We start from the raw sequence: 25,225 nt of genomic DNA, 5'->3' as shown, positions 1-25,225 counted from the left end.
ATATCCCGTTCAGAGGCGCGCTCGGCCTCGTATAATGCGCGACATTATGGGCGGTCTCATACCGCCTGCAACCTCTCAGGACGTGCTTAATGCTCAAGGCGCTGCGTTTTTCCGGCTGGCCGCTGTTGGCCGGCGTGCTTATCGCTCTGTTGATAATCCAGCGTTACCCGCAGTGGGTCGGGCTTCCGAGCCTCGACGTCAACCTGCAGCAAGCCCCGCAAACCACCACCACGCAACAGGGACCGGTGTCCTATGCGGATGCGGTGACCACAGCCGCGCCGTCGGTGGTCAACCTGTACACCACCAAGGTGGTTAACAAACCGAACCACCCGCTGTTCGAAGATCCGCAGTTCCGCCGCTTCTTCGGCGACAACTCGCCCAAGCAGAAGCGCATGGAATCGAGCCTCGGCTCTGGCGTGATCATGAGCCCGGAAGGTTATTTGTTGACCAACAACCACGTGACCAGCGGTGCCGACCAGATTGTGGTCGCATTGAAGGATGGCCGTGAAACCCTGGCGCGCGTGATCGGCAGCGACCCGGAAACCGACCTCGCGGTGCTGAAGATCGATTTGAAGAACCTTCCCTCGATCACCGTCGGCCGCTCCGACAACATTCGCATCGGCGACGTAGCGCTGGCCATCGGCAACCCGTTTGGCGTCGGCCAGACCGTGACCATGGGCATCATCAGCGCCACCGGGCGTAATCAGCTGGGCCTGAACAACTACGAAGACTTCATCCAGACCGACGCCGCCATCAACCCCGGCAACTCCGGCGGTGCGCTGGTGGACGCCAACGGCAACCTGACCGGCATCAACACGGCGATTTTCTCCAAGTCCGGCGGCTCGCAAGGCATCGGTTTCGCGATTCCGGTCAAACTGGCCATGGAAGTGATGAAGTCGATCATCGAACACGGCCAGGTGATTCGTGGCTGGCTGGGTATTGAAGTGCAGCCGCTGTCTCAGGAACTGGCGGAATCCTTCGGTCTGTCAGGACGTCCGGGCATCGTGGTCGCGGGGATTTTCCGTGATGGCCCGGCACAGAAAGCTGGCCTGCAACTGGGCGACGTGATTCTCGCCATCGACGGCGAACCGGCCGGTGATGGTCGTCGCTCGATGAATCAGGTCGCGCGGATCAAGCCGACCGACAAGGTGACGATTCAGGTGATGCGCAACGGCAAGGAACTCAAGCTCACGGCAGAAATCGGTTTGCGACCGCCGCCAGCGCCGATCAAAGAAAAAGAAGAAGAGTAATTGTTGCAGGGATGGCAAGGCACACCGCGAGCAATCCTTTAGGTCGGTGGTGCCTCATTCGCGAGCAAGTCCGCTCCCACATTTGATCTCTGGTGTTCACAATTTATGTGTTCTCCGAAGACCCAGTGTGGAAGCGGGCTTGCTCGCGAAGGCGGTTTAAAGGTCGCCGAGACCGTCGATCAGCGCCTGATTCTGCTCCGGCGTGCCGATCGAAATCCGCAGGAACTGCGCAATCCGCTCCTGCTTGAAGTGCCGAACAATCACACCTTGCTCGCGCAACTTCGCCGCCAGACCCGCCGCATCGTGCTGCGGATGACGGGCGAAGATGAAGTTCGCCGCCGACGGCAGCACTTCAAAACCCTTCGCTTCCAGCTGCCCGACCACCTTGTCTCGACTCTCGATCACCAACCGGCACGTCTTGTCGAAGTGCTCGCGATCCTCGAACGCCGCCGTTGCCCCCACAATCGCCAGGCGATCCAGCGGATAGGAGTTGAAGCTGTTCTTGATTCGCTCCAGCGCCTCGATCAGGTCCGGATGCCCCACCGCCAGACCCACCCGCAGGCCGGCCAGCGAACGGGACTTGGACAGCGTCTGGGTCACCAACAGGTTGGGATAACGGTCCACCAGCGTGATCGCCGTCTCACCCCCGAAGTCGATGTAAGCCTCATCCACCACGACTACCGAATCGGGGCTGGCCTTGAGGATTTGCTCGACAGCGTCCAGCGCCACCAGGCAACCGGTCGGTGCGTTCGGGTTTGGGAAAATGATCCCGCCGTTCGGTTTCGCGTAATCCGCCGGGTTGATCTGGAACTGCTCGTCCAGTGGCACCGCATCGAACTTGATGCCGTACAACCCGCAGTAAACCGGATAGAAGCTGTAGCTGATGTCCGGGAACAGCAGCGGCTGCTCGTGTTGCAGCAAACCGTGAAAGATGTGCGCCAGGACTTCATCGGAACCGTTGCCAAGGAACACCTGATTGCTCTGCACGCCGTAGTACTTAGCGACCGCTTGCTTGAGCAGGTCGCTGTTCGGGTCCGGGTACAGACGCAGGTTGTCATTGAGCTCGGCCTGCATCGCCGCCAAGGCTTTGGGCGATGGGCCGTAGGGATTTTCGTTGGTGTTGAGCTTCACCAGCTTCGCCAGTTTCGGCTGTTCGCCCGGCACGTAGGGCACCAGATTCTTGACGAACGGACTCCAGAATTTACTCATCTTCAGTTCCCCTGCCCTTGTGGATAGTCTTCGTCAACGATGCGGTATTCGGCGCTCCGCGCGTGCGCGGTCAGCGACTCGCCACGGGCCAGCACGGAAGCGGTCTTGCCCAGTTCGGACGCACCCTGCTCGGAACAGAAGATGATCGACGAGCGTTTCTGGAAGTCGTACACCCCCAGCGGCGAAGAGAACCGCGCGGTGCCGGAAGTCGGCAACACGTGGTTCGGGCCAGCGCAGTAGTCGCCCAGGGCTTCGGAAGTGTGACGGCCCATGAAGATCGCACCCGCGTGGCGGATCTTCGGCAACCAGGCTTGCGGATCGGCGACTGACAACTCCAAGTGTTCCGGCGCAATGCGGTTGGCCACTTCGATGGCTTGTTCCATGTCGCGGACCTTGATCAGCGCGCCACGGCCATTGATCGAGGTTTCGATGATCTCGGCGCGCTCCATGGTTGGCATGAGCCTGGTGATGCTGGCGGCGACCTTGTCTAGAAACTCGGCGTCGGGGCTGACCAGAATCGCCTGAGCGTCTTCGTCGTGCTCGGCCTGGGAAAACAGGTCCATGGCGATCCAGTCCGGGTCGGTCTGGCCGTCGCAGACCACGAGAATCTCCGACGGACCGGCGATCATGTCGATGCCGACCTGACCGAACACGTGGCGTTTGGCAGTGGCGACATAGATGTTGCCCGGACCAACCACCTTGTCGACCTTCGGCACGCTTTCGGTGCCGTAAGCCAGCGCCGCAACCGCTTGAGCGCCGCCGATGGTGAACACGCGGTCGACACCGGCAATGCAGGCCGCCGCGAGCACCAGCTCATTGATTTCACCGCGCGGGGTCGGCACCACCATGACCACTTCGGTCACACCAGCGACCTTGGCCGGAATCGCGTTCATCAACACGGAGGACGGGTACGACGCCTTGCCGCCCGGGACGTACAGCCCGGCGCGATCCAGCGGCGTGACCTTCTGGCCCAACACCGTGCCATCGGCTTCGGTGTAGCTCCAGGAATCCTGCTTCTGCTTTTCGTGGTAGCTGCGCACACGGGTCGCGGCTTTTTCCAGGGCTTCACGCTGAGGCACGGTGATCCGCGTCAGGGCCAGTTCCAGGCGTTCGCGGGGCAGGATCAGATCCGCCATGGACGCGACTTGCAAGCCATCGAATTTCTGGGTGAATTCCACCAGCGCCGCATCACCGCGTTCGCGCACGGCCTTGATGATGTCCAGCACTCGCTGATTGACCGAGTCGTCAGACACACTTTCCCAGCTCAGCAGATGATCCAGATGATGCGCGAAATCCGGGTCAGCAGCGTTGAGTCGGCGAATTGCAGTCGGTGCGGTCATAGCGAGAGCCTCATAGGAATGGCAAAAACTCAGGCGCCCTAAGCTAGCAGCCGATCCGCTTGGGCACCTGAGAATTCTGGCTATGAGGCGGATAGACGGGCGCGACTTAACGTCGCGCAGGTGAATCAGCCGCGGTGTCGAGACTCCACTGCCTTGCGCAGGGTGTCGATCAACGCCTGGATACGGGCGTGCTGCATTTTCATCGAAGCCTTGTTCACGATCAGACGGGAACTGATATCAGCAATGAAATCCTGTGGCTCCAGACCATTGGCCCGCAGCGTGTTACCGGTGTCGACCACGTCGATGATCTTGTCCGCCAGACCGATCAGCGGTGCCAGTTCCATCGAGCCGTAGAGCTTGATGATGTCGACCTGGCGGCCCTGTTCGGCGTAGTAGCGCTTGGCAACGTTGACGAACTTGGTCGCCACTCGCAAGCGGCCCTTGGGCTCGGCATCGCCGACACGGCCAGCGGTCATCAGTTTGCAGAGGGCAATTCGCAGATCCAAAGGCTCGTACAAACCTTGGCCACCGTATTCCATCAGCACATCTTTACCGGCGACGCCCAGGTCGGCAGCACCATGCTCGACGTAAGTCGGCACATCGGTGGCACGCACGATCAGCAGACGTACATCGGCCTGGGTCGTGGGGATGATCAACTTGCGGCTCTTGTCCGGATTCTCGGTCGGCACGATGCCCGCTTCAGCCAGAAGCGGCAGGGTGTCGTCAAGGATGCGGCCCTTGGACAGTGCGATGGTCAACATGGGAAACGTCAGTCCTTAATCAGGCTACTGATGCCCGGTCGCAAATGGCGCCGGACACACATCGAGGCTTTCTCAATAATGAAAAGACAGCCCCGATTTGAAACGAATTCAACGGGCGCGTCCCTGCGCCCATGACACAGAAACTAGCCCGGTACGCGGCGGATCTTGGCGCCGAGCATCTGCAGTTTCTCTTCGATGCACTCGTAACCACGGTCGATGTGGTAGATGCGATCGATCAGGGTGTCGCCTTCGGCGATCAACGCCGAGATCACCAGGCTGGCCGAAGCACGCAGGTCGGTGGCCATGACTGGCGCGCCTTTCAGCTTCTCGGTGCCGGTCACGATGGCCGTGTTGCCTTCAACCTGGATCTTGGCGCCCATGCGGTGCAATTCGTAAACGTGCATGAAGCGGTTTTCGAAGATCGTCTCGATCACGGCACCGGTGCCTTCGGCAATGGCGTTGAGGGAGATGAACTGCGCCTGCATGTCGGTCGGGAACGCCGGGTACGGAGCAGTCCGCACGTTGACGGCTTTAGGCCGCTTGCCGTGCATGTTCAGCTCGATCCAGTCTTCGCCGCAGGTGATTTCGGCACCCGCTTCACGGAGCTTTTCCAGAACGGCTTCGAGAATGGTCGGATCGGTGTCCTTGACCTTCACGCGACCGCCGGTCACAGCCGCCGCCACCAGGTAGGTGCCGGTTTCGATACGGTCAGGCATCACTTTGTAAGTGGCCGGGTGCAGACGCTCGACGCCATCGATGGTGATGGTGTCAGTGCCGGCGCCAGTGATCTTGGCACCCATGGCGATCAGGAAGTTCGCCAGGTCGATGACTTCAGGCTCGCGCGCGGCGTTTGCCAGAACGCTGCGGCCCTTGGCCAGAGCAGCGGCCATCATGATGTTCTCGGTACCGGTCACACTGACGGTGTCGAAGAAGAAGTGCGCGCCGCGCAGGCCGCCTTCAGGCGCCTTGGCCTTGATGTAGCCGCCTTCGACGTCGATGACCGCGCCCATGGCTTCGAGGCCACGGATGTGCAGGTCAACCGGACGCGAACCGATGGCGCAACCGCCAGGCAGTGCGACTTCGGCTTCACCGAAACGGGCAACCATCGGACCCAGTACCAGGATCGACGCACGCATGGTTTTAACCAGTTCGTACGGGGCGATCAGGGTCTTGATGGTGCGCGGGTCGATTTCGACGCTGAGCTTCTCGTCGATCACCGGCTCAATGCCCATGCGACCGAACAGTTCGATCATGGTGGTGATGTCGTGCAGGTGCGGCAGGTTGGCAACGGTAACCGGGCCATCGCACAGCAGCGTTGCAGCCAGGATTGGCAGGGCAGAGTTCTTTGCCCCGGAGATGCGGATTTCGCCATCAAGACGAACGCCACCGGTAATAATCAATTTATCCATAAGAATCTCGACGCCCTTGGGCTCAGGTGCGCTCGGCCCAGGCCGCGCTGCTGAAAAATTTCATAGTGACCGCATGGATGCTGCCATCGGTGATCCATGGGTTCAAATGGGCATAGACTTGCTGCTGACGCTTCACCGGGCTCAACGCCGCCAGTTCATCGCTAATCACATTCAGCTGGAAATTGCAGCCTTCGCCCTCAACTTCTACTAGCGTTCCGGGCAGCTTTCCTTCAAGGAAGCTCTTTACTTCGGTGGCCTGCATGCTCAACCTCAATCGGCGCCCTGTGCGCGCGGGTCGGACATCATACAAAAAAGCCCCGCGCCTGCGAACCCCGGGAAGCAGGACTCTGACGGGGGGCTTCTTTATAGATGCGGGTTAGGGATGCGCCAATAGCTCGGTCAGTTCACTGACCTGAGCGATTTCGCGCATGTCTTCTGGCATCCCGCGGATGCTCAGCGCCTTGCCGGCCGCCTCTGCATCACGCATGAAGCACAGCAACAGCGACAAGCCAACGCTACTGGACTTCAACACCGCCGAGCAATCCACCACCAGCGCGGCGGCCTTGCTGGACTTGATCAACGCCTGGCCCTGCTTGCGCAGACCCGGGCCGGTGCGGTAATCCAGCATGCCGCTGAGCATCAGCTCGCCGGCTTCGCTCATGCGAATGGCCGACACACTCATTGGGCTTGCTTCTCGGGAGTTTGCTTCTCGGCAGTCTCCTTGGCTTTGGCGACTTCCCCGGCCCAACCATTGATGGTTTTGTCCAGGTCGTTGCCATTGCGCTGCATCGCATCAGCGAACTGATCGCGGAACAGTTTGCCGATGTTGATGCCATTGATGATGACGTTGCGCAGTTTCCACTCGCCATTAATCTTCTCAAGCGTGTAGGAAACAGGATAAACCGAGCCATTACTGCCCTTGACCGTCATGCCAACGCTGGTACGGTCTCCCGACTCGTCTTTGGCAGGATCGACGACGATGCCTTGGTTGTTGTACTCGAGCAAGGCATTGCCATAGAACTGGAACAGCCCCTTTTTGAAGTTTTCCTGGAACGTCTTCATCTGCTCAGGCGTGGCTTTGCGCGAGTATTTGACCGTCATGATGCTCTTGGAAATGCCCTCGGCATCCACGACAGGTCCGACGATCGTGTTCAACGCCGTATAAAAGTCCTGCGGATCCTGCTTGTACTTCTCTTTGTTGGCAGACAGATCAGCCAGCAATCGGTCGGTGGTGTCTTTTATCAGCTCGTGCGCGGAAGGCGCCGCCACAGCGTTAGCCATCAACGGCAAGGCCGCGAGTAATACCAACAGGCCACGTCGCAAGGTAGAGATCATTCAAAAGCTCCTCATTTGGCGTCTTTGCTAACGGTATTGAGCAGGAATTTACCGATCAGGTCCTCGAGCACCAGCGACGACTGGGTGTCATGGATGGTTCCACCATCCTTGAGCAGGGCCTCTTCCCCGCCCACGCTGAGGCCGATGTACTTCTCGCCCAACAGGCCAGCGGTCAGGATAGATGCAGTGGAGTCAGTCGGCAGGTTATCTACGCGCTTTTCCAGCTGCATGGTCACTCGACCGGTGAAACTGTCGCGGTCCAGATCGATCGCCGTGACCTTGCCGATGGTCACACCGGCCATGGTCACTTTAGCTCTGACCGTCAAACCGGCGATATTGTCGAAATAGGCATAAAGTTTATAGGTGTCGGTGGTTGCACTTGGGGACAGGCCACTTACCCGCAACGCCAGCAACAGCAAAGCCAGGATGCCAGCCAGCAAGAAAAGGCCGACACCGATTTCCAGGGTGCGGTTTTGCATCAGAAATCTCCAAACATCAAGGCGGTCAGAATAAAGTCCAGGCCGAGTACTGCCAAAGAGGCATACACCACGGTCTTGGTAGTGGCACGACTGATCCCCTCGGAAGTGGGCTCGCAGTCATAGCCTTGGAATACGGCGATCCAGGTCACGACAAAGGCGAACACGATGCTTTTGATGATGCCGTTGAGCACATCGTCAGCAAACGTCACGCTGTTCTGCATATTCGCCCAGTACGAGCCTTCATAGACACCCAGCCAGTCGACGGCCACCCACGAACCACCCCAAATACCCACCACGCTGAAAATCATCGCCAGCACCGGCAGGGAAATGAAGCCGGCCCACAGGCGCGGGGCAATGATGTACTTGAGCGGATCGACACCAATCATTTCCAGACTGGACAACTGCTCGGTGGACTTCATGTTGCCGATTTCAGCCGTCAACGCCGAACCGGCGCGCCCGGCAAACAGCAAAGCAGTCACCACCGGCCCCAGTTCACGCAGCAATGTCAGCGCAACCATCTGCCCGACAGCCTGCTCCGAACCGTAGCTGGACAGGATATTGAACCCTTGCAGCGCCAGCACCATGCCAATGAATATCCCGGAGACCACGATGATCACCAGGGACATCACGCCCACCGAATGCAGTTGCTTGATCAACAGGCCAAACCCGCCGCCAATACCGCCGCGACCGAGCAAGGCATGGAACAGGAATATCGTCGAGCGGCCGAACACCGCCAAGGCATCGATGCCCGAGTGACCGAACCGGCGCACTCGCTCTATCAGTGAAATCTTGCGCATCAACGCTTCCCCAGAAGATCTGCGCGGTAATCCGTCGCTGGAAAGTGGTACGCGACCGGGCCGTCAGGCTCGCCTGTCATGAATTGACGGATGCGTGGATCGTTCGAGTTCATCAGCTCGTCAGGTGTCCCCTGCCCCAATACCTGCTCATCGCCCACCACATAAATGTAATCGGCAATGCTCGCGGTCTCGGCCAGGTCGTGGGAAACCACAATGCTGGTGATGTTGAGCGCGTCATTGAGCAGACGGATCAGGCGCACCAGCACGCCCATGGCGATAGGGTCCTGGCCGACGAAGGGCTCGTCATACATGAGGATCTGCGGATCGAGGGCAATCGCCCGGGCCAGCGCGACACGGCGTTTCATGCCGCCGGACAGTTCGTCAGGCATCAGGTCGATGGCGCCACGCAAGCCCACAGCCTGCAATTTGAGCAGGACAATGTCCCGGATCATTTCTTCCGGAAGCTCGGTATGAACGCGTAGCGGAAAGGCGACGTTCTCGAATACATCGAGATCGGTAAACAGCGCGCCACTCTGAAACAGCACACCCATATGCTTGCGCGCATCGAACAGATCGCTGCGCGACAGTTTCGGCAGGTTCTGACCGTTGACCCAGACTTCGCCCTTGGTGGGCCGCAACTGTGCGCCCATCAGGCGCAACAGCGTGGTCTTGCCACACCCGGAAGGCCCCATGATGCCGGTGACCTTGCCGCGCGGGATACGGATATCGACGTTATTGAAAATGCTACGCGCACCGCGCTTGAAGGTCAGTCCCTTCAGCTCGACCGCGTAGGCGTTATCGGCACTCATCTAAACTCCTTGCGATGCAGCCTCTCACTCGGACGCCTGGCTTTCTGGCGAAAGCACATACCTCCCGGGCAGGCCGAACTGGCGGCGAACTATATCACTGCAAAGGCCAAGCGCCCAAGGCCCAAGCCGGGCCATGTTCGGCAACATGTCTCGCAAAAAGCTTCATTTAGGGGGATTACGTAACAGGGAATTACAAAGCGCAACGAACTTGCGTGAGGGTTTTGATCATTACCGTTATAATCGCCGCCTTTTCATCAGGCTATACGATTTCTGACATGAGCCAATCCAGCGACCTGATTCAATCCGCCCAACGCACCATCCGCCTCGAGCTGGAAGCCGTCCAAGGCTTGCTGCCCCGTATCGACGCAGATTTCGTACGCGCTTGCGAGATGATTCTGGCCAGCAAAGGCCGCGTGGTCGTGGTCGGCATGGGCAAATCGGGGCACATCGGCAACAAGATCGCCGCTACCCTGGCCAGCACCGGTACCACGGCCTTTTTCGTGCACCCGGCCGAAGCCAGCCACGGCGACATGGGCATGATTACCCGCGACGACATCATCCTGGCGCTGTCGAACTCCGGCTCCACCAATGAAATCGTCACCCTGCTGCCGCTGATCAAGCGCCTGGGCATTCAATTGATCAGCCTGACCGGCAATCCCGATTCGCCGCTGGCCAAGGCTGCCGAGGTCAATCTCAATGTTCACGTCGAGCACGAAGCCTGCCCGCTGAACCTGGCACCGACCTCATCGACTACCGCGGCTCTGGTCATGGGCGACGCCCTGGCCGTTGCGCTGCTGGAAGCCCGCGGCTTTACCGCTGAAGATTTCGCCTTTTCCCACCCTGGCGGCGCGCTGGGCCGACGCCTGTTGCTTAAGGTGGAAAACGTCATGCACGCCGGGCAAGAGCTGCCGCACGTTCAGCGCGGCACCCTTCTCAAAGACGCACTGATGGAAATGACCCGTAAGGGCCTGGGCATGACCGCGATCCTCGAAGCCGATGGCAAACTCGCCGGGATCTTCACCGACGGCGATTTGCGCCGCACCCTCGACCGCACCATCGATATTCATCACGCGACCATCGACGAGGTCATGACCGTTCACGGCAAGACCGCCCGTCCCGACATGCTGGCGGCCGAGGCCCTGAAAATCATGGAAGACCATCGAATCAACGCACTGGTGGTGGTGGACAAGGAGGACCGTCCAATCGGCGCCTTCAACCTGTCCGACCTGCTGCGTGCAGGAGTAATGTGATGAACACCGATCTGCTGCAACGCGGCAAGAACATCAAGCTGGCTATTTTCGACGTCGACGGCGTCCTGACCGACGGGCGCCTGTACTTCCTCGAAGACGGCAGCGAATTCAAGACATTCAATACCCTGGACGGCCAGGGCATCAAGATGTTGATGGCAGCCGGCGTGCAGACCGCTATCATCAGCGGCCGCAAGACCCCGGTGGTCGAGCGACGCGCAAAGAACCTCGGCATCCCGCACCTGTACCAGGGCCGCGAAGACAAACTGGTGGTGCTCGACGAGCTTCTTGCCCAACTCAACCTAAGCTATGAACAAGTCGCCTACCTCGGCGACGACCTGCCGGACCTGCCGGTGATTCGCCGCGTCGGCCTGGGCATGGCAGTGGCCAATGCCGCCAGTTTCGTGCGTGAACACGCTCACGGCATCACCCTGGCCCGTGGTGGCGAGGGTGCCGCTCGCGAATTCTGCGAATTGATCCTGCGCGCCCAGGGCCGCCTCGATGCGGCCAACGCCGCGTACCTGTGAGCCAAACCATGCTGAGCAAAAAGATTCGCAAATTCCTGGTGTTCGGTTGCATCGCTGCGATATTCGCGGCGGTCGGCTACTGGAACATCAGCCCGGAACGCTTTCTCGACCAGCCTGTGGCCAAGGTCGATGAAACCGCGATCGACTATTACGCCATCAACGCCCACAGCGTGCAGTACCTGCCGGACGGCAAGCTGCAATACGAAATGACGTCCGACAAGGTCGAACACCTTAAGGCGTCCGAGGTGACGTTGCTGACCAATCCCGACCTGAACATGTTTCGCGGCACCGAGTTCCCCTGGCACGTCCAGAGCGAGCGCGGCGAAGTCAATCCGGACGGTACTCAGGTCGAACTGATCGACTCGGTCCGCATCACCCGCTTCGACGAGAAAAACCGCAGGACCCTTATCACCACCACTCGCATGACCGTGTTCCCGCAACAGCAATATGCGCAGACCGATCAACCCGTTAGAATCGACGGCGCTGGTGGTGTATCGACAGGCAACGGAATGAAAGCGTACTTGAAAGAAAGCAGGATACACCTGCTATCGAACGTAAGAGGACAGTATGAGGCTCGTTAAAACCCTCCCTATTTTGCTCGGTCTGGGCGCAGCACTGGGAAGCGTGAGCGCCTGGGCTCTGCCGAACGATCAAGAGCAGCCTATCCGCATCCAGGCCGACGACGCCCAACTGGACGATAAAAATGGTATTGCCACCTATAAAGGTGACGTGATCATTACCCAGGGCTCGATGAAGGTTACCGGCAACACCGTGACCATCACTCGCACCCCTGCCGGCGACATTGATGTAGTGACCTCGGTGGGCAACCTTGCCTACTTCGAGCAACTGCAAACTGCGGGCGATACAAAACCGGTCCAGGGCTACGGGGTGACTATCCAGTACCACGCCTCGCAAGACCGCGTCGTGCTGATCGATCGCGCTAAAGTCATCGACAAGGACGGCAACGTCACCCAAGGCGAGAAAATCGTCTACGACACCAACAAGAAGCTCGCCAGCGCCGGTCGCGCCACGGGCAGCAAAGTCACCGAGTCGCGTCCGCGCATTGACATGGTGATCCAGCCGAAGAAGAAAACCGACGAGCAAAAGGCCCAGTAATGGCAACTCTGAAAGCTCAGCATCTGGCCAAGAGCTACAAGAGCCGCCAGGTCGTGCGCGACGTCAGCCTGTCCATCGACAGCGGTCAAATCGTCGGCCTGCTGGGTCCCAACGGCGCCGGCAAGACCACCTGTTTCTACATGATTGTCGGCCTGGTACAGGCCGATCAGGGCCGCGTACTGATCGACGATCTGGACGTCAGCCACCAGCCGATGCACGGCCGTGCAAAGGCCGGCATCGGCTATCTTCCGCAGGAAGCGTCGATCTTTCGCAAACTCTCGGTAGCCGACAACATCATGGCAATCCTCGAGACCCGCAAGGAACTCGACAAGGCCGATCGTCGCAAGGAACTGGAAAGCCTGCTGCAGGAATTCCACATCAGCCACATCCGAGACAACCTCGGCATGAGCCTGTCCGGCGGTGAACGCCGCCGCGTGGAAATCGCCCGTGCACTGGCTACCAACCCGAAATTCATCCTCCTCGACGAACCCTTCGCAGGTGTGGACCCGATTTCGGTGGGCGACATCAAGCAGATCATCCATCACCTCAAGGCCAAGGGCATTGGCGTGTTGATCACTGACCACAACGTCCGTGAAACCCTGGATATCTGCGAAACCGCCTACATTGTCAACGATGGCCAACTGATCGCCGAAGGCGACTCTGCCACCATCCTGGCCAACGAACTGGTCAAGGAAGTGTATCTGGGCCATGAGTTCCGCCTGTAAGCGCTGAGGTGTCCCAGGCGATCGCCAGAGCGCCCTTTTCAATAAAAACTTTATAGTTTTTCTTGAGAAGAGCGCTCCAGGCAAACACATCGCTTTCAAGGTATTCGGCCACTGACAAGCATGAGCAACGCGTCAATAAAGCTTTATAGTTTTTTATTGTTACGGCGCTCTAGGCAAACAGTTCAGTTTCAGGCATATAATTTGCTTATGTTTGGCGCTCCGGCGCTCTGTAGTGGATGGCGCATGTGCGCCGGCGAATAAGGTGTTAAGCCCCTGCCATGAAACCATCGCTAGTCTTGAGAATGGGCCAGCAGCTGACGATGACACCGCAGCTGCAACAGGCCATCCGCCTGCTCCAATTGTCGACCCTGGACCTGCAACAGGAAATCCAGGAGGCCCTGGAGTCCAATCCGATGCTCGAACGCCAGGAAGAAGGCGACGACTTCGATAATGCCGATCCCTTGGCCGATAAAGCCGAACAGCAACCTAACGCCGATGTTTCGGAACCCTCCTACCAGGAAACCGCCCCGACGGTGGATAACCTCGAGGAAGGTGACTGGAACGAGCGCATCCCTAACGAGCTGCCCGTCGACACCGCATGGGAAGACGTCTACCAGACCAGCGCCAGCAGCTTGCCAAGCAACGATGACGACGAGTGGGATTTCACCACCCGTACTTCGGCCGGCGAGAGCCTGCAAAGCCACCTGCTGTGGCAACTGAACCTGGCACCGATGTCCGACACCGATCGCCTGATTGCCGTGACCCTGATCGATTGCATCAATAATCAGGGCTACCTGGACGAAACCCTTGAGGAAATTCTCGAAGCCTTCGATCCGGAACTGGACATCGAACTGGACGAGATCGAAGCCGTCCTGCACCGCATCCAGCAATTCGAGCCCGCCGGCATCGGCGCCCGCAACCTGGGTGAATGCCTGCTGCTGCAATTGCGCCAGTTGCCCGCCAAGACGCCTTGGTTGACCGAGGCCAAGCGTCTGGTCACCGATTACATCGACCTGCTTGGCAGCCGCGACTACAGCCAGCTGATGCGGCGCATGAAGCTCAAGGAAGATGAACTGCGCCAGGTCATCGAACTGGTCCAGAGCCTCAACCCGCGCCCAGGCTCGCAGATCGAGTCCAGTGAAGCCGAATACGTCGTTCCCGACGTGATCGTGCGCAAGGACAACGAACGCTGGCTGGTAGAGCTCAATCAGGAATCGGTGCCACGGCTGCGGGTCAACGCCCAATACGCCGGGTTTGTTCGCCGCGCCGACACCAGCGCCGACAACACCTTCATGCGCAACCAGTTGCAAGAGGCTCGCTGGTTCATCAAGAGCCTGCAAAGCCGCAACGAAACCCTGATGAAAGTGGCCACCCAGATTGTCGAGCATCAACGCGGCTTCCTGGAGTACGGCGACGAAGCCATGAAACCGCTGGTCCTGCATGACATTGCCGAAGCAGTGGGCATGCACGAATCGACGATTTCACGGGTGACCACGCAGAAATTCATGCATACCCCGCGGGGAATCTATGAACTGAAATACTTTTTCTCCAGCCACGTCAGCACCTCCGAGGGCGGTGAATGCTCGTCCACAGCGATTCGCGCGATCATCAAAAAACTGGTTGCCGCGGAAAATCAGAAAAAGCCGTTGAGTGACAGCAAGATCGCTGGTTTACTGGAGGCACAAGGCATTCAGGTGGCTCGCCGCACCGTCGCCAAGTACCGCGAATCTCTCGGGATCGCGCCTTCGAGCGAACGCAAGCGGTTGATGTAGAGCCACGCCACAGCGTTCCAGTGGCAGGTATTTCTGCCTGCCGCTTTATGCACTGGCAACGAAGGAGAAGCTGTATGCAAGTCAACATCAGTGGACACCAACTGGAAGTGACCGAACCTCTTCGCTCCTACATCGGCGAAAAACTCGAACGACTAGAGAGGCATTTCGACAAGATCACCAACGTGCAAGTCACGATGACGGTCGAAAAGCTCAAGCAGAAAATCGAAGCCACGTTGCATATTCCCGGCAATGAAGTGGTCGCCAATGCGGAACATACCGATATGTACGCGGCGATCGACGCACTGACCGACAAGCTGGATAAACAACTCAAAAAGCATAAGGAAAAGACCCAGAGCCTCCTCCAGGGCGCGACCGGTCGTTAACACTCCCAACCCATGATCCGACTTGAAAGCATCCTGACCCCCGGCCGTTCCCTCGTGAACGTGCCGGGCGGCAGTAAAAAGAAAGCCCTCGAGCAAATTGCCAACCTCATCCATCGCGAAGTGCCGGATCTGGAGATGCAAGATGTCTTCGAGGCTCTGATTGCCCGTGAAAAACTCGGTTCTACCGGTTTTGGTAACGGCATCGCCATTCCTCACTGCCGCCTCAAGGGCTGCACTTTGCCCATCAGTGCCTTGATGCACTTGGACGCGCCCATCGATTTCGACGCCATCGACGGCGCCCCGGTTGACCTGTTGTTCGTTCTATTGGTCCCGGAAGCCGCCACCGATGCGCACCTGGAGCTACTGCGCCAGATCGCCAGCATGCTCGATCGCAAGGACGTGCGCGAAAAATTGCGCAGCGCCCCGAGCAATGAAGCCTTGTATCAGGTTGTCCTGGACGAGCAAAACGGGCAGTAATCATGCGCTTGATCATCGTCAGTGGCCGCTCCGGCTCCGGTAAAAGTACCGCGCTCAATGTCCTCGAGGACAACGGCTACTACTGCATCGACAACCTGCCTGCCGGCTTGCTGCCGGAGTTGGCTGAACGCGCGTTGATTCACACCGAGCTGGCACAGCCGCTGGTTGCCGTGTCCATCGACGCACGCAACTTGCCGAGCCATCTGTCGCGGTTTCCAGAACTGCTGGAAGAAGTGCGCAGCCGGCATATCCAGTGCGACGTCCTGTACCTGGATGCCGATGAAGAAACACTGCTCAAACGCTTCTCGGAAACCCGCCGTCGTCACCCGTTGAGCACTGCCAATCGCTCGCTGGCCGAGGCGATCAACGATGAAACGAACCTGCTCGGGCCGATCGCCGACCTCGCCGATCTCAAAATCAACACCACCAATCTGAACCTGTATCAGCTGCGCGATACCATCAAGCTGCGCCTGTTGAACCAGCCGGAGCCTGGTACTGCGTTTCTGGTGGAGTCTTTTGGATTCAAGCGCGGCATGCCGGTGGACGCCGATTTGGTGTTCGACGTGCGCTGCCTGCCCAATCCTTATTGGAAACCGGAGCTGCGCGCGCAGTCCGGGCTGGATCAACCGGTTGCCGAGTACCTGGCGGCACAGCCGGACGTCGAGGAGATGTTCCAGGACATTTCCACCTACCTGCTCAAGTGGCTACCCCGCTTTGCAGCGAGCAACCGCGCTTATGTCACCATTGCCATTGGCTGCACCGGCGGGCATCACCGCTCCGTCTACCTGACCGAACGTCTGGGTCAGGTCCTGCAAAAAACCCTGAAGAATGTCCAGGTCCGCCACCGCGACCTCAGCTAAAGGATTCACATCGCGATGCCTGCTCTGGAAATTGAAATCATCAACAAGCTGGGTTTGCATGCCCGCGCTTCTGCAAAATTCGTCGGAGTCGCCGGTGAGTTCAAGGATTGCACGATCAGAGTAGGACGCACGCCGGAATCCACGATCGATGGTAAAAGCATCATGGCAATGATGATGTTGGCGGCTGGCAAGGGCACCAAGATCCACCTGAGCACCGAAGGCGAAAAGGCTGATGAGGCGCTGCAGGCATTGGTAGCGTTGATCAACGACTACTTCGGCGAAGGCGAGTAAGTACCGCCCTGTAGCAGCTGGCTAAGCCAGGTGCTACACAGTCAGCGCTAAGCCAACGCCGTATCCATCACCATCATCAAACAAAACCCGATCAGCAGCCCAAGGCTCGCCAGTTTGTCGTGACCATGGCGGCGCGACTCGGGAATGACTTCATGGGTGACCACTAATAGCATTGCTCCCGCCGCCAGTGCCAAGCCCAAGGGCAAGAGCAGTTCGGCCAGGCTCACCAGCCAGGCACAAAGCAGCGCGAAGACCGGTTCGACCAACCCTGACGCAGCACCGATCAGGAAGGACTTGACTCGCGACATCCCCGCCCCGGCCAATACCAACGCAATCACCAGTCCTTCCGGCACATCCTGCAAGGCAATGCCCATGGCCAGACTGTCGGCGTCAGGCATGCCGCCACCGGCGGAGACACCGACAGCCATGCCTTCAGGGATGTTGTGGGCGATGATGGCAAACACAAATAACCAGATCCGCGGTGGAATCACCGGTCGCTCCAGCGTGCCCACCAACATTTCCGGACTGGCCCCGGAAACCTTACGGTCTACCAGATACAGTCCGAATGCGCCGAGCATGATGCCGAAGCAGATCAGACCGCTGGCCGCCCAAGGCGTCAGCCCCAGGCTTTCAGCGGCGGAAATACCCGGCACGATCAGCGAAAACGCTGTCGCCGCGAGCATCACCCCGGCCCCGAAACCGAGCAACGAATCGCTGACCGCCTGCGGCATGCGTCGAATGACCAACACCGGGACCGCGCCCAAGGCAGTGCCCAAAGCGCAAATCGCCCCGCCTTGCAATGCGCGCAGCATTTTCGGTTCGAGGTCCAGCCATTCCAGCCCCTGGACGGCCAACAACGTCATGCCCGCCAGCAGTAACAGCGATCCGATCGCGTAACGGAACATCCGTCCACTTCCGATCGCCAGCGTTTCAGTACCCATAGCCTGCCTTGATTGTTTTTTTATAGACGACTTATACCCGTGCAGCCTGATAGCGCGCCGCGACTTCAGGCCAATTGATTACGTTGTAGAACGCATTGATGTATTCCGGACGGCGGTTCTGGTACTGAAGGTAGTACGCATGCTCCCAGACATCCAAGCCGAGGATTGGCGTATTGCCATTCATCAACGGGCTGTCCTGGTTACCGCTGCTTTCTACGATCAACGTTTTTTGTGGCGTCACGCTCAGCCAGGCCCAACCACTGCCGAAGCGGGTCAGCGCCGCTTTGGTGAAAGCCTCCTTGAAACTGTCCAGGCCACCCAATTGCTCATCAATAGCCTTGGCCAGTTCGCCTTCAGGTTTGCCACCACCATGAGGCGCCATCACTTCCCAGAACAGCGAATGGTTGGCATGACCACCGCCCTGATTGATCACGGCAGCTCGGAGCTTCTCTGGCAGTTGCTGCACAGCGGCCACCAGTTTTTCTACTGGCCACTCGGCAAACTCGGTGCCTTCTACGGCCGCATTGAGGTTGTTGATGTAGGTCTGGTGGTGCTTGGTGTAGTGGATTTCCATGGTCTGCGCATCGATGTGCGGTTCCAGGGCATCGTAGGCGTACGGCAAGGCAGGCAAGCTAAAAGCCATTTCAATGGACTCCATGATGTATAGACGCAGGCGAGGCAGCATCGATATGCAGCAAACGATGGGTGCGCGGGTATTCGCCATGTTCGCTGATGAAATTCAGCAGCTCGACGTAGGTTTTGCTGCTCTGGCGCAGCGCTGCTTCGCGCAAGGCTGGCGCCAGTCGCGGGTCCTGCATGGTCTGCAACAACCGCTGATGGATGGCGCACAGGTACTCGGCGCTCTCCTCCGGCTGGTTCAAACGCAAATGCAGGTCTGCCAGGTTGTGGTGGGAAATCACGCAGGCCGCCACCGCTTCGTCGGCATCCGCCCAGCGCTCGAACAACACTTGGGCCAGGGCCAATGCCTGCAAATAAGCTTCGCGGGCATCGACCAGTTCGCCCAGCATGAAACAGCGATTTGCTCTTTCGATCGTGCGTTTCCAGTGCTCCATGGTGAGCCTCCAAAGCGGTAGCGGTGATTACACGCCGCCTGCGGTGAGCTTCTCTGGATTGAGCAATTCTTCCAGTTGGCTGCGCGTCAGGTCGGTGTGTTCGAGGGCAACATCGATCACTGGACGACCTTGCTGATAGGCCTTCTTGGCGATCTCTGCGGCTTTTTGGTAACCAATGATCGGGTTGAGCGCAGTGACCAGAATCGGGTTGCGCGACAATGCTTCCTTGAGCCGGGCTTCATTGACCTTGAAGCTGGCGATGGCCTTTTCACCCAGCAGACGGCTGGCGTTGGCCAGCAACTCGATGCTGCTCAGCAGGTTCTGGGCGATGATCGGCAACATTACGTTCAGTTCGAAATTCCCCGACTGGCCGGCGATGGTGATGACCGTGTCATTGCCAATCACTTGGGCGGCGACCATGGCGGTGGCTTCCGGGATCACCGGGTTAACCTTGCCAGGCATGATCGAAGAACCCGGCTGCAAGGCTTCGAGTTCGATTTCACCGAGACCGGCAAGCGGGCCGGAGTTCATCCAGCGCAGGTCGTTGGCGATTTTCATCAGCGAGACCGCGGTGGTTTTGAGTTGCCCGGAGACGGCAACGGCCGTGTCCTGAGAGCCGATCAACGCAAACAAATCCGTGCCCGGCTTGAACTGCACCTGGGTCAGCTCGGTGAGCTGTTGACTGAAACGCGCCGCGAACTCGGGATGTGCATTGATGCCGGTACCCACCGCCGTTCCGCCCTGGGCAAGGGATTGCAGGCTCGGCAACAGATCCTGCAGATGGCCGATGTTGGCCTTGAGCTGTTGCGCCCAGCCGTTGAGCACTTGGCTCATGCGCACCGGCATGGCATCCATCAGGTGTGTACGACCGGTTTTGACGTGGTGATGCAGCTCTTCGGCCTTGCGCTCGATCACCTGCACCAGACGCACCAGCGCCGGCAGCAGTTGTTCATGCAGTGCCAGCGCAGCGCTGACATGGATAGTGGTCGGAATGATGTCATTGCTGCTTTGGCCGCAGTTGACGTGATCATTGGGGTTCACCGGCTCGCCGAGCAAACGGCTGGCCAAGGTGGCGATCACTTCGTTGGCGTTCATGTTGGAACTGGTGCCGGAACCGGTCTGGAAGATATCCACCGGAAAGTGCTGCATGAAGTCGCCTTTGAGCAGATCCAGTGCCACATCGACGATGGCATTGCCCTGGGATTCGCTGATTTGCTTGAGGTCGACGTTGGCGCGGGCGGCAGCGGCCTTGGCCAGAATCAGCGCGCGGATGAACTGCACAGGCATAGGCTTGCCGCTGATCGGGAAGTTATCTACGGCACGTTGCGTCTGTGCCCCGTAGAGGGCGTCTTCCGGGACCTGAAGCTCGCCCATGCTGTCGCGTTCAATGCGTGTCTTGGTCATCAGAAAATCCTTGCACCAGTTCTATGAGAGGAATCGAAGGTTGCAACTCGCAGGTCGCCAGTTGCCAGGTGTAGCTTTGCCAGCGCTTAAGGCGGCATTTGCAGAGGGAGAGGCGTTCCAGTTCGCGCAGCGGACGCCAGGCCTGATCCAGGCAATAGGTCCGCCAGTGCCAGGGCAGCGCGACATCGGCGGCGGTGTCGAGCAACAGACGGAAAGAGGTTTCAGCGATGGTCCAGGGAGACGTTGCCGTGCAACACGCCAGATACCGACCTTCGGCCAGGTAATGTTCGATCAGGCGTGGCTCGTCGGGGTCCATCGCGCAACGGATCTGGCGACTCATCCAGCGCCAGCTTTCGAGGTAAGGCTGCTCGTGCAAGGCAGAACTCATGATCCGGGCTCATTCGGTAATGAGATTTATTATTAGATGATAATGAGAACCAAAACAAGTCCAGCGGTGAACACCGAATTCATTGTGGGAGCGGGCTTGCTCGCGAAAGGGCCTTCACATTCAACATTTTCGTTGGCTGATAAACCGCTTTCGCGAGCAAGCCCGCTCCCACAGGGATATGTGCAAAAGGGCATAAAAAAGGCGCGCCACCCGATTGGGTGGCGCGCCTTTTTGTGTAACGGTCGGGGTTTAGCTACCCGCCACCGTCATCTTCTCGATCAACACCGACCCTGTGCGAATGTTGCTACGCAGTTCCAGGTCATTACCCACTGCAATGATCTGCTTGAACATGTCACGCATGTTGCCGGCGATGGTCACTTCCTGGACCGCGAACTGGATTTCGCCGTTCTCGACCCAGTAACCCGCCGCGCCACGGGAGTAATCGCCGGTAACCATGTTCAGGCCCTGGCCCATCAATTCAGTCACCAGCAGACCGCGGCCCATGCGGCGCAATAGGGCTGCCTGGTCTTCGTCGCCATGGGTAACAAACAGGTTGTGCACGCCGCCGGCGTTGGCGGTGCTCGGCATCCCGAGTTTGCGGCCGGAGTACGTACCCAGAACGTAGGACACCAGCTCGCCCTTTTCGACGAACGGCTTGGCATAGGTCGCCAGACCATCACCATCGAACGCCGAACTGCCCAGGGCACGCATCAAGTGCGGGCGCTCATCGATGGTCAGCCATTCCGGGAACAGTTTCTGCCCCAGCGTGCCTTCAAGGAACGACGATTTGCGATACAGACTGCCGCCAGAGATCGCCGACAGGAAACTGCCGAACAAACCACCGGCCAGTTCCGCGGAAAACAGCACCGGCACTTCGCAGGTCGGCACCGGGCGCGCGCCCAGACGGCTGGCCGCCCGTTGCGCGGCTCGCTGGCCGATGCTCACCGGGTCCGCCAGCAAGCTGCCCTGACGATTCACGTCGTACCAGTAGTCGCGCTGCATCTGGCCATCGGCCTCGGCGATCATCACGCAGCTCAGGCTGTGCCGGGTCGACGCGTAACTGCCGATAAAACCGTGGCTGTTGCCGTAAACGCGGCAGCCCTGATGGGTGCTGAGGGTGGTGCCGTCGGCGTTCTTGATCCGGTTGTCGGCAGCAAATGCCGCCGCTTCACAGGTCAGCGCCATCTCGATGGCTTGTTCCGGGGTGATATCCCATTCGTGGAATAGATCGAAATCCTGCAGGTCCTTGGCCATCAGCGCGGCATCCGCCAGGCCCGCGGCCTCGTCTTCGGATGTGTGCTTGGCAATGGCCAGCGCGGCAGCGACCGTTTCGCGAATCGCCTCCGGGCCGCTGGCCGACGTGCTCGCCGAACCCTTGCGCTGACCGACGTACAAGGTGATGCCAAATCCCTGATCGCGGTTGAATTCGACGGTTTCGACCTCGCGCTGACGCACCGAGGTCGACAGGCCCTGCTCCAGGGACACCGCCACTTCACAGGCACTGGCGCCCTGGCGCTTGGCTTCAGCGATGATCTGCTCGACTTGTTCTTGCAGTGCCGGCAACGCTTGTGGGCCGACGCTTTCAACTGCACTCATGCTGTTCTCCACTCAAATTCTGCTTTCGGCTGGGGCCTTCGAGCGACCGGGCCGGACAAGCGGCCCCCGACTGGTTATCATGGCGGCGTTTCTTTGCGGACGGCCACCATGGTTGATTCTTACGACGACTCCCTCGATACGGGAGAAAAAAGCAAATCCCAGGTCAAACGCGAGCTTCATGCTCTGGTTGACCTCGGCGAGCGCCTTACAACGCTCAAGCCTGACTTGCTGGCAAAACTGCCGTTGACCGACGCTTTGCGCCGGGCTCTGGGCGATGCCTCCAAGCACACCGCGAATATCGCGCGTAAACGGCACCTTATGTTCATCGGCAAACTGATGCGCGATCAGGACACTGACGCCATTCTGACTTTGCTCGATCAACTCGATGCCTCCACTCGCCAGTACAACGAACGTTTCCACGGCCTGGAACGCTGGCGCGATCGTTTGATCGCGGGCGACGACGGCGTCCTGGAGAAGTTCGTCCTCGACTACCCGGAGGCTGATCGTCAGCAATTGCGCTCCCTGATCCGTCAGGCCCAGCACGAACTGGCGACCAACAAGCCACCGGCATCGAGCCGTAAAATCTTCAAGTACATCCGTGAGCTGGACGAGACTCAACGCGGTTTGCGTTAAGTCCCTTATCGGGTGAGTCGCCAAGCGGCTCACCCGAAGCCTCACTTATTCAAGAGCCCTCAAGATCCTGTGCCACCCACAGTGATCGCATCGATTTTCAACGTTGGCTGGCCGACACCCACCGGCACCGACTGCCCATCCTTGCCACACGTCCCCACGCCGCTGTCCAGCGACAGATCGTTACCGACCATCGACACCTTGCTCATGGCCTCCGGACCGTTGCCGATCAACGTCGCGCCTTTGACCGGGGCCGTGATCTTGCCGTCTTCGATCAGGTACGCCTCGCTGGTGGAGAACACGAACTTGCCGCTGGTGATGTCCACCTGACCGCCGCCGAGATTGGCGCAATAGATGCCGCGCTTCACCGAAGCGATGATTTCCGCCGGGTCGCTTTCGCCCGCCAGCATGTAGGTGTTGGTCATCCGCGGCATGGGCAGGTGCGCGTAGGATTCGCGACGACCGTTACCGGTGCGGGCCACGCCCATCAGGCGCGCGTTGAGCTTGTCCTGCATGTAACCCTTGAGCACGCCGTTTTCGATCAGCGTGGTGCACTCGGTCGGAGTGCCTTCGTCATCGACGCTCAACGAACCGCGACGCCCGGCGAGGGTGCCGTCATCGACGATGGTGCAGAGCTTGGATGCCACCATCTCGCCCATGCGCCCGCTATAAGCCGAACTGCCTTTACGGTTGAAGTCGCCTTCCAGACCGTGGCCGACCGCTTCGTGCAGCAGCACGCCGGACCAGCCCGAACCTAACACCACCGGCAACGTACCCGCTGGCGCAGGAATGGCTTCGAGATTGACCAGCGCCTGCCGCAATGCTTCACGGGCATAACTCATGGCCCGGTCTTCTGCGAGGAAATAACGGTAATCGGTACGCCCGCCGCCGCCATGACCACCGCGCTCGCGGCGACCGTTCTGCTCGACGATCACGCTGACATTGAAACGCACCAGCGGTCGCACATCCGCCGCCAGGCTGCCATCGGTGGACGCCACGAGGATTCGTTCCCAAACACCAGCCATGCTCACGGTGACTTGCTGGATACGCGGGTCGAGAGCGCGAGTCGCGACGTCGATTCGCTTGAGCAATTCGACTTTCTCGGCGCGGGTCATCACTTCCAGCGGATTGTCCGGCCCGTACAACTGGGCGACATCCTGGGTGGTGAACGCTTGCACGGTGCCGTTCTGCCCGGCCCGGGAGATCGAACGAGCCGCACGGGCTGCCGCGCCCAAGGCTTCCAGCGTGATCGCATTACTGTAGGCAAAACCGGTTTTTTCACCCGATTGCGCCCGCACGCCGACGCCTTGGTCAAGGTTGAAACTGCCTTCCTTGACGATCCCGTCTTCCAGCGCCCAGGACTCGGAGATCTGCCCCTGGAAATACAGGTCGGCAGCATCGATGCCCGGGCCGGCCAGATCGCCGAGCACACCTTGCAGGCTCTCGATTGTTACGCCACCGGGCGCCAGGAGGTGTTCACTGACTGAGGACAACAACTCGCTCATATGCTTTACGCCTTAAATTCGTCGTTACGGGCAGGTCGCTGGGCGCCCTGCGAGAAAAAGCGCCGGTGACTGGACACCGGCATCCGCGCCCTGATGGACGCCTGTTCGCTGCTATCGCGTTCGGCCAGCAGCACGGCCTCGCCTTGATCCTGTTGCGCCAGCACACGGCCCCACGGGTCGATGATTGCGGCATGACCCCAGGTTTCTCGCGGCCCGGGATGGGTCCCACCCTGGGCGGCCGCGAGCACATAACATTGCGTCTCGATGGCCCGCGCACGGATCAGCACATCCCAATGCGCCGCGCCGGTGACCGCGGTAAAGGCCGACGGAGCGGTAATCAACTCTGCTCCGGCTGCGCGCAATTCGCTGTACAGCTCAGGAAAGCGCAGGTCATAACACACTGTCAGGCCGACCCGACCGACGGGCGTGTCCGCCACGACCACTCCGCTGCCATAAGCATAGTCATCGGACTCACGATAACGTCCGCGATTGTCCGCCACGTCCACGTCGAACAGATGCAACTTGTCGTAGCGCGCCACCGTTTCGCCCTGGTCATTGACCAGCAGCGAGCAGGCATGCACTTTCGCCGTCGGTTGATCCACCGGCGGCAACGGCAACGTGCCGGCCACTATCCATAACTTGAGGTCGCGGGCGGTCTGTTTCAACCATGGCAGGATCGGTCCTTCGCCCAACGCCTCGGCGCGGCCGATGTCACCAATGTCGCGACGGCCCATGGCGGCGAAGTTTTCCGGCAGTACGGCAAGCTTCGCGCCACCGCTCGCCGCCTGCTCGAGCAGACGACGGGCCTGGGCCAGATTGGCCAGCACATCGCTTTGGCTGACCATTTGAATCACCGCTACAGACATGGCGCGTTCCTTGATCGCTTCTTGAAAGGAGGTGC

The 25,225-nt window shown here is 59.4% G+C and carries 30 protein-coding genes; 12 read left to right on the top strand and 18 right to left on the bottom strand.

Annotated elements, in window-relative coordinates; translation table 11 throughout:
- Positions 1-89: 89 nt before the first annotated feature.
- The gene (algW, locus tag ACA055_RS04270; protein ID WP_497682498.1) at positions 90-1,250 is read left to right on the top strand and encodes a Do family serine endopeptidase AlgW; all 1,161 of its coding nucleotides are present in this window, start codon (positions 90-92) and stop codon (positions 1,248-1,250) included.
- A gap of 156 nt (positions 1,251-1,406) precedes the next feature.
- Here algW and hisC read toward each other — a convergent pair whose 3' ends face one another.
- The 10 genes from hisC to ACA055_RS04220 all read right to left on the bottom strand — a co-directional run bounded on the left by hisC (position 1,407) and on the right by ACA055_RS04220 (position 9,389).
- Complete coding sequence (gene hisC, locus ACA055_RS04265) at positions 1,407-2,459, bottom strand: histidinol-phosphate transaminase (RefSeq protein ID WP_497682497.1); 1,053 nt, start codon at positions 2,457-2,459, stop codon at positions 1,407-1,409.
- 2 nt (positions 2,460-2,461) lie between these two features.
- Positions 2,462-3,799: a histidinol dehydrogenase gene (hisD, locus tag ACA055_RS04260; protein ID WP_497682496.1), complete on the bottom strand. Its 1,338-nt coding sequence runs from the start codon at positions 3,797-3,799 to the stop codon at positions 2,462-2,464.
- Between the two features lie 125 nt (positions 3,800-3,924).
- Positions 3,925-4,560 carry an ATP phosphoribosyltransferase gene (gene hisG, locus ACA055_RS04255; protein WP_497682495.1) on the bottom strand — a complete coding sequence of 212 codons (636 nt, stop codon included), beginning with the start codon at positions 4,558-4,560 and terminating at the stop codon, positions 3,925-3,927.
- A gap of 143 nt (positions 4,561-4,703) precedes the next feature.
- Positions 4,704-5,969, bottom strand: coding sequence for a UDP-N-acetylglucosamine 1-carboxyvinyltransferase (gene murA / locus ACA055_RS04250; RefSeq protein ID WP_059403262.1), 1,266 nt, complete (start codon positions 5,967-5,969; stop codon positions 4,704-4,706).
- A gap of 22 nt (positions 5,970-5,991) precedes the next feature.
- Positions 5,992-6,231: a BolA family protein gene (locus ACA055_RS04245; RefSeq protein ID WP_150798940.1), complete on the bottom strand. Its 240-nt coding sequence runs from the start codon at positions 6,229-6,231 to the stop codon at positions 5,992-5,994.
- A 114-nt stretch (positions 6,232-6,345) separates the two neighbouring features.
- Positions 6,346-6,651 carry an STAS domain-containing protein gene (locus ACA055_RS04240; protein WP_497682494.1) on the bottom strand — a complete coding sequence of 102 codons (306 nt, stop codon included), beginning with the start codon at positions 6,649-6,651 and terminating at the stop codon, positions 6,346-6,348.
- Positions 6,648-7,304 carry an MlaC/ttg2D family ABC transporter substrate-binding protein gene (locus ACA055_RS04235; protein ID WP_497682493.1) on the bottom strand — a complete coding sequence of 219 codons (657 nt, stop codon included), beginning with the start codon at positions 7,302-7,304 and terminating at the stop codon, positions 6,648-6,650. The genes ACA055_RS04240 and ACA055_RS04235 overlap by 4 nt, the downstream gene beginning before the upstream one ends.
- Positions 7,305-7,315: 11 nt before the next feature.
- A complete protein-coding gene (mlaD, locus tag ACA055_RS04230) occupies positions 7,316-7,783 on the bottom strand; it encodes an outer membrane lipid asymmetry maintenance protein MlaD (RefSeq protein WP_462021154.1) in 468 nt (155 codons plus the stop codon).
- Complete coding sequence (gene mlaE / locus ACA055_RS04225; protein WP_497682492.1) at positions 7,783-8,580, bottom strand: lipid asymmetry maintenance ABC transporter permease subunit MlaE; 798 nt, start codon at positions 8,578-8,580, stop codon at positions 7,783-7,785. The genes mlaD and mlaE overlap by 1 nt, the downstream gene beginning before the upstream one ends.
- Positions 8,580-9,389, bottom strand: a complete 810-nt coding sequence (locus ACA055_RS04220; protein WP_497682491.1) for an ATP-binding cassette domain-containing protein — start codon at positions 9,387-9,389, stop codon at positions 8,580-8,582. Before ACA055_RS04220 ends, mlaE begins: the two co-directional genes overlap by 1 nt.
- Before the next feature lie 275 nt (positions 9,390-9,664).
- On the opposite strand from ACA055_RS04220, the gene ACA055_RS04215 reads away from it, so the two are divergent.
- From ACA055_RS04215 to ACA055_RS04170, 10 genes are all read left to right on the top strand, one after another.
- On the top strand, positions 9,665-10,639 hold the full coding sequence (locus ACA055_RS04215; RefSeq protein WP_497682490.1) for a KpsF/GutQ family sugar-phosphate isomerase: 975 nt from the start codon (positions 9,665-9,667) through the stop codon (positions 10,637-10,639).
- Positions 10,639-11,163 (top strand): KdsC family phosphatase, encoded by a 525-nt coding sequence (locus ACA055_RS04210; RefSeq protein ID WP_497682489.1) that lies wholly within the window; start codon positions 10,639-10,641, stop codon positions 11,161-11,163. Before ACA055_RS04215 ends, ACA055_RS04210 begins: the two co-directional genes overlap by 1 nt.
- 8 nt (positions 11,164-11,171) lie before the next feature.
- On the top strand, positions 11,172-11,744 hold the full coding sequence (gene lptC, locus ACA055_RS04205; protein WP_497682488.1) for an LPS export ABC transporter periplasmic protein LptC: 573 nt from the start codon (positions 11,172-11,174) through the stop codon (positions 11,742-11,744).
- Complete coding sequence (lptA, locus tag ACA055_RS04200; RefSeq protein ID WP_497682487.1) at positions 11,731-12,279, top strand: lipopolysaccharide transport periplasmic protein LptA; 549 nt, start codon at positions 11,731-11,733, stop codon at positions 12,277-12,279. The genes lptC and lptA overlap by 14 nt, the downstream gene beginning before the upstream one ends.
- On the top strand, positions 12,279-13,004 hold the full coding sequence (gene lptB / locus ACA055_RS04195) for an LPS export ABC transporter ATP-binding protein (RefSeq protein WP_497643322.1): 726 nt from the start codon (positions 12,279-12,281) through the stop codon (positions 13,002-13,004). Before lptA ends, lptB begins: the two co-directional genes overlap by 1 nt.
- Before the next feature lie 278 nt (positions 13,005-13,282).
- On the top strand, positions 13,283-14,776 hold the full coding sequence (locus ACA055_RS04190) for an RNA polymerase factor sigma-54 (RefSeq protein ID WP_497682486.1): 1,494 nt from the start codon (positions 13,283-13,285) through the stop codon (positions 14,774-14,776).
- A 74-nt stretch (positions 14,777-14,850) separates the two neighbouring features.
- Positions 14,851-15,159 (top strand): ribosome hibernation-promoting factor, HPF/YfiA family, encoded by a 309-nt coding sequence (hpf, locus tag ACA055_RS04185; protein WP_008018717.1) that lies wholly within the window; start codon positions 14,851-14,853, stop codon positions 15,157-15,159.
- Positions 15,160-15,171: 12 nt separating this feature from the next.
- Positions 15,172-15,636, top strand: coding sequence for a PTS IIA-like nitrogen regulatory protein PtsN (gene ptsN / locus ACA055_RS04180; RefSeq protein WP_497682485.1), 465 nt, complete (start codon positions 15,172-15,174; stop codon positions 15,634-15,636).
- A 2-nt stretch (positions 15,637-15,638) separates the two neighbouring features.
- Entirely contained in the window at positions 15,639-16,496 is an 858-nt protein-coding gene (gene rapZ, locus ACA055_RS04175; protein ID WP_497682484.1) for an RNase adapter RapZ, read from the top strand.
- A gap of 15 nt (positions 16,497-16,511) precedes the next feature.
- Positions 16,512-16,787, top strand: coding sequence for an HPr family phosphocarrier protein (locus tag ACA055_RS04170; RefSeq protein ID WP_497682483.1), 276 nt, complete (start codon positions 16,512-16,514; stop codon positions 16,785-16,787).
- Positions 16,788-16,834: 47 nt separating this feature from the next.
- Here the strand turns inward: ACA055_RS04170 and ACA055_RS04165 are convergent, their stop codons facing one another.
- From ACA055_RS04165 to pmbA, 6 genes are all read right to left on the bottom strand, one after another.
- On the bottom strand, positions 16,835-17,728 hold the full coding sequence (locus ACA055_RS04165; protein ID WP_497682482.1) for a ZIP family metal transporter: 894 nt from the start codon (positions 17,726-17,728) through the stop codon (positions 16,835-16,837).
- Between the two features lie 31 nt (positions 17,729-17,759).
- Positions 17,760-18,371 carry a superoxide dismutase gene (locus tag ACA055_RS04160; protein WP_497682481.1) on the bottom strand — a complete coding sequence of 204 codons (612 nt, stop codon included), beginning with the start codon at positions 18,369-18,371 and terminating at the stop codon, positions 17,760-17,762.
- Position 18,372: 1 nt separating this feature from the next.
- Entirely contained in the window at positions 18,373-18,801 is a 429-nt protein-coding gene (locus tag ACA055_RS04155) for a DUF2753 family protein (protein WP_497682480.1), read from the bottom strand.
- Positions 18,802-18,828: 27 nt separating this feature from the next.
- The gene (locus ACA055_RS04150) at positions 18,829-20,205 is read right to left on the bottom strand and encodes a class II fumarate hydratase (RefSeq protein WP_497682479.1); all 1,377 of its coding nucleotides are present in this window, start codon (positions 20,203-20,205) and stop codon (positions 18,829-18,831) included.
- On the bottom strand, positions 20,186-20,593 hold the full coding sequence (locus ACA055_RS04145) for a FagA protein (protein WP_497682478.1): 408 nt from the start codon (positions 20,591-20,593) through the stop codon (positions 20,186-20,188). The genes ACA055_RS04150 and ACA055_RS04145 overlap by 20 nt, the downstream gene beginning before the upstream one ends.
- Before the next feature lie 249 nt (positions 20,594-20,842).
- On the bottom strand, positions 20,843-22,189 hold the full coding sequence (gene pmbA / locus ACA055_RS04140; protein WP_497682477.1) for a metalloprotease PmbA: 1,347 nt from the start codon (positions 22,187-22,189) through the stop codon (positions 20,843-20,845).
- 108 nt (positions 22,190-22,297) lie between these two features.
- On the opposite strand from pmbA, the gene yjgA reads away from it, so the two are divergent.
- Positions 22,298-22,822 carry a ribosome biogenesis factor YjgA gene (gene yjgA, locus ACA055_RS04135; protein WP_497682476.1) on the top strand — a complete coding sequence of 175 codons (525 nt, stop codon included), beginning with the start codon at positions 22,298-22,300 and terminating at the stop codon, positions 22,820-22,822.
- A gap of 59 nt (positions 22,823-22,881) precedes the next feature.
- Here yjgA and tldD read toward each other — a convergent pair whose 3' ends face one another.
- On the bottom strand, positions 22,882-24,324 hold the full coding sequence (gene tldD, locus ACA055_RS04130; protein WP_497682475.1) for a metalloprotease TldD: 1,443 nt from the start codon (positions 24,322-24,324) through the stop codon (positions 22,882-22,884).
- A gap of 5 nt (positions 24,325-24,329) precedes the next feature.
- Entirely contained in the window at positions 24,330-25,190 is an 861-nt protein-coding gene (locus ACA055_RS04125) for a carbon-nitrogen hydrolase family protein (RefSeq protein WP_497682474.1), read from the bottom strand.
- Between the last annotated feature and the right edge of the window lie 35 nt (positions 25,191-25,225).

Source organism: Pseudomonas sp. LBUM1657 (assembly GCF_059716075.1).
The sequence above is the reverse complement of the archived record's forward strand: the minus strand, read 5'-3'. Positions and strand labels throughout refer to the sequence as shown.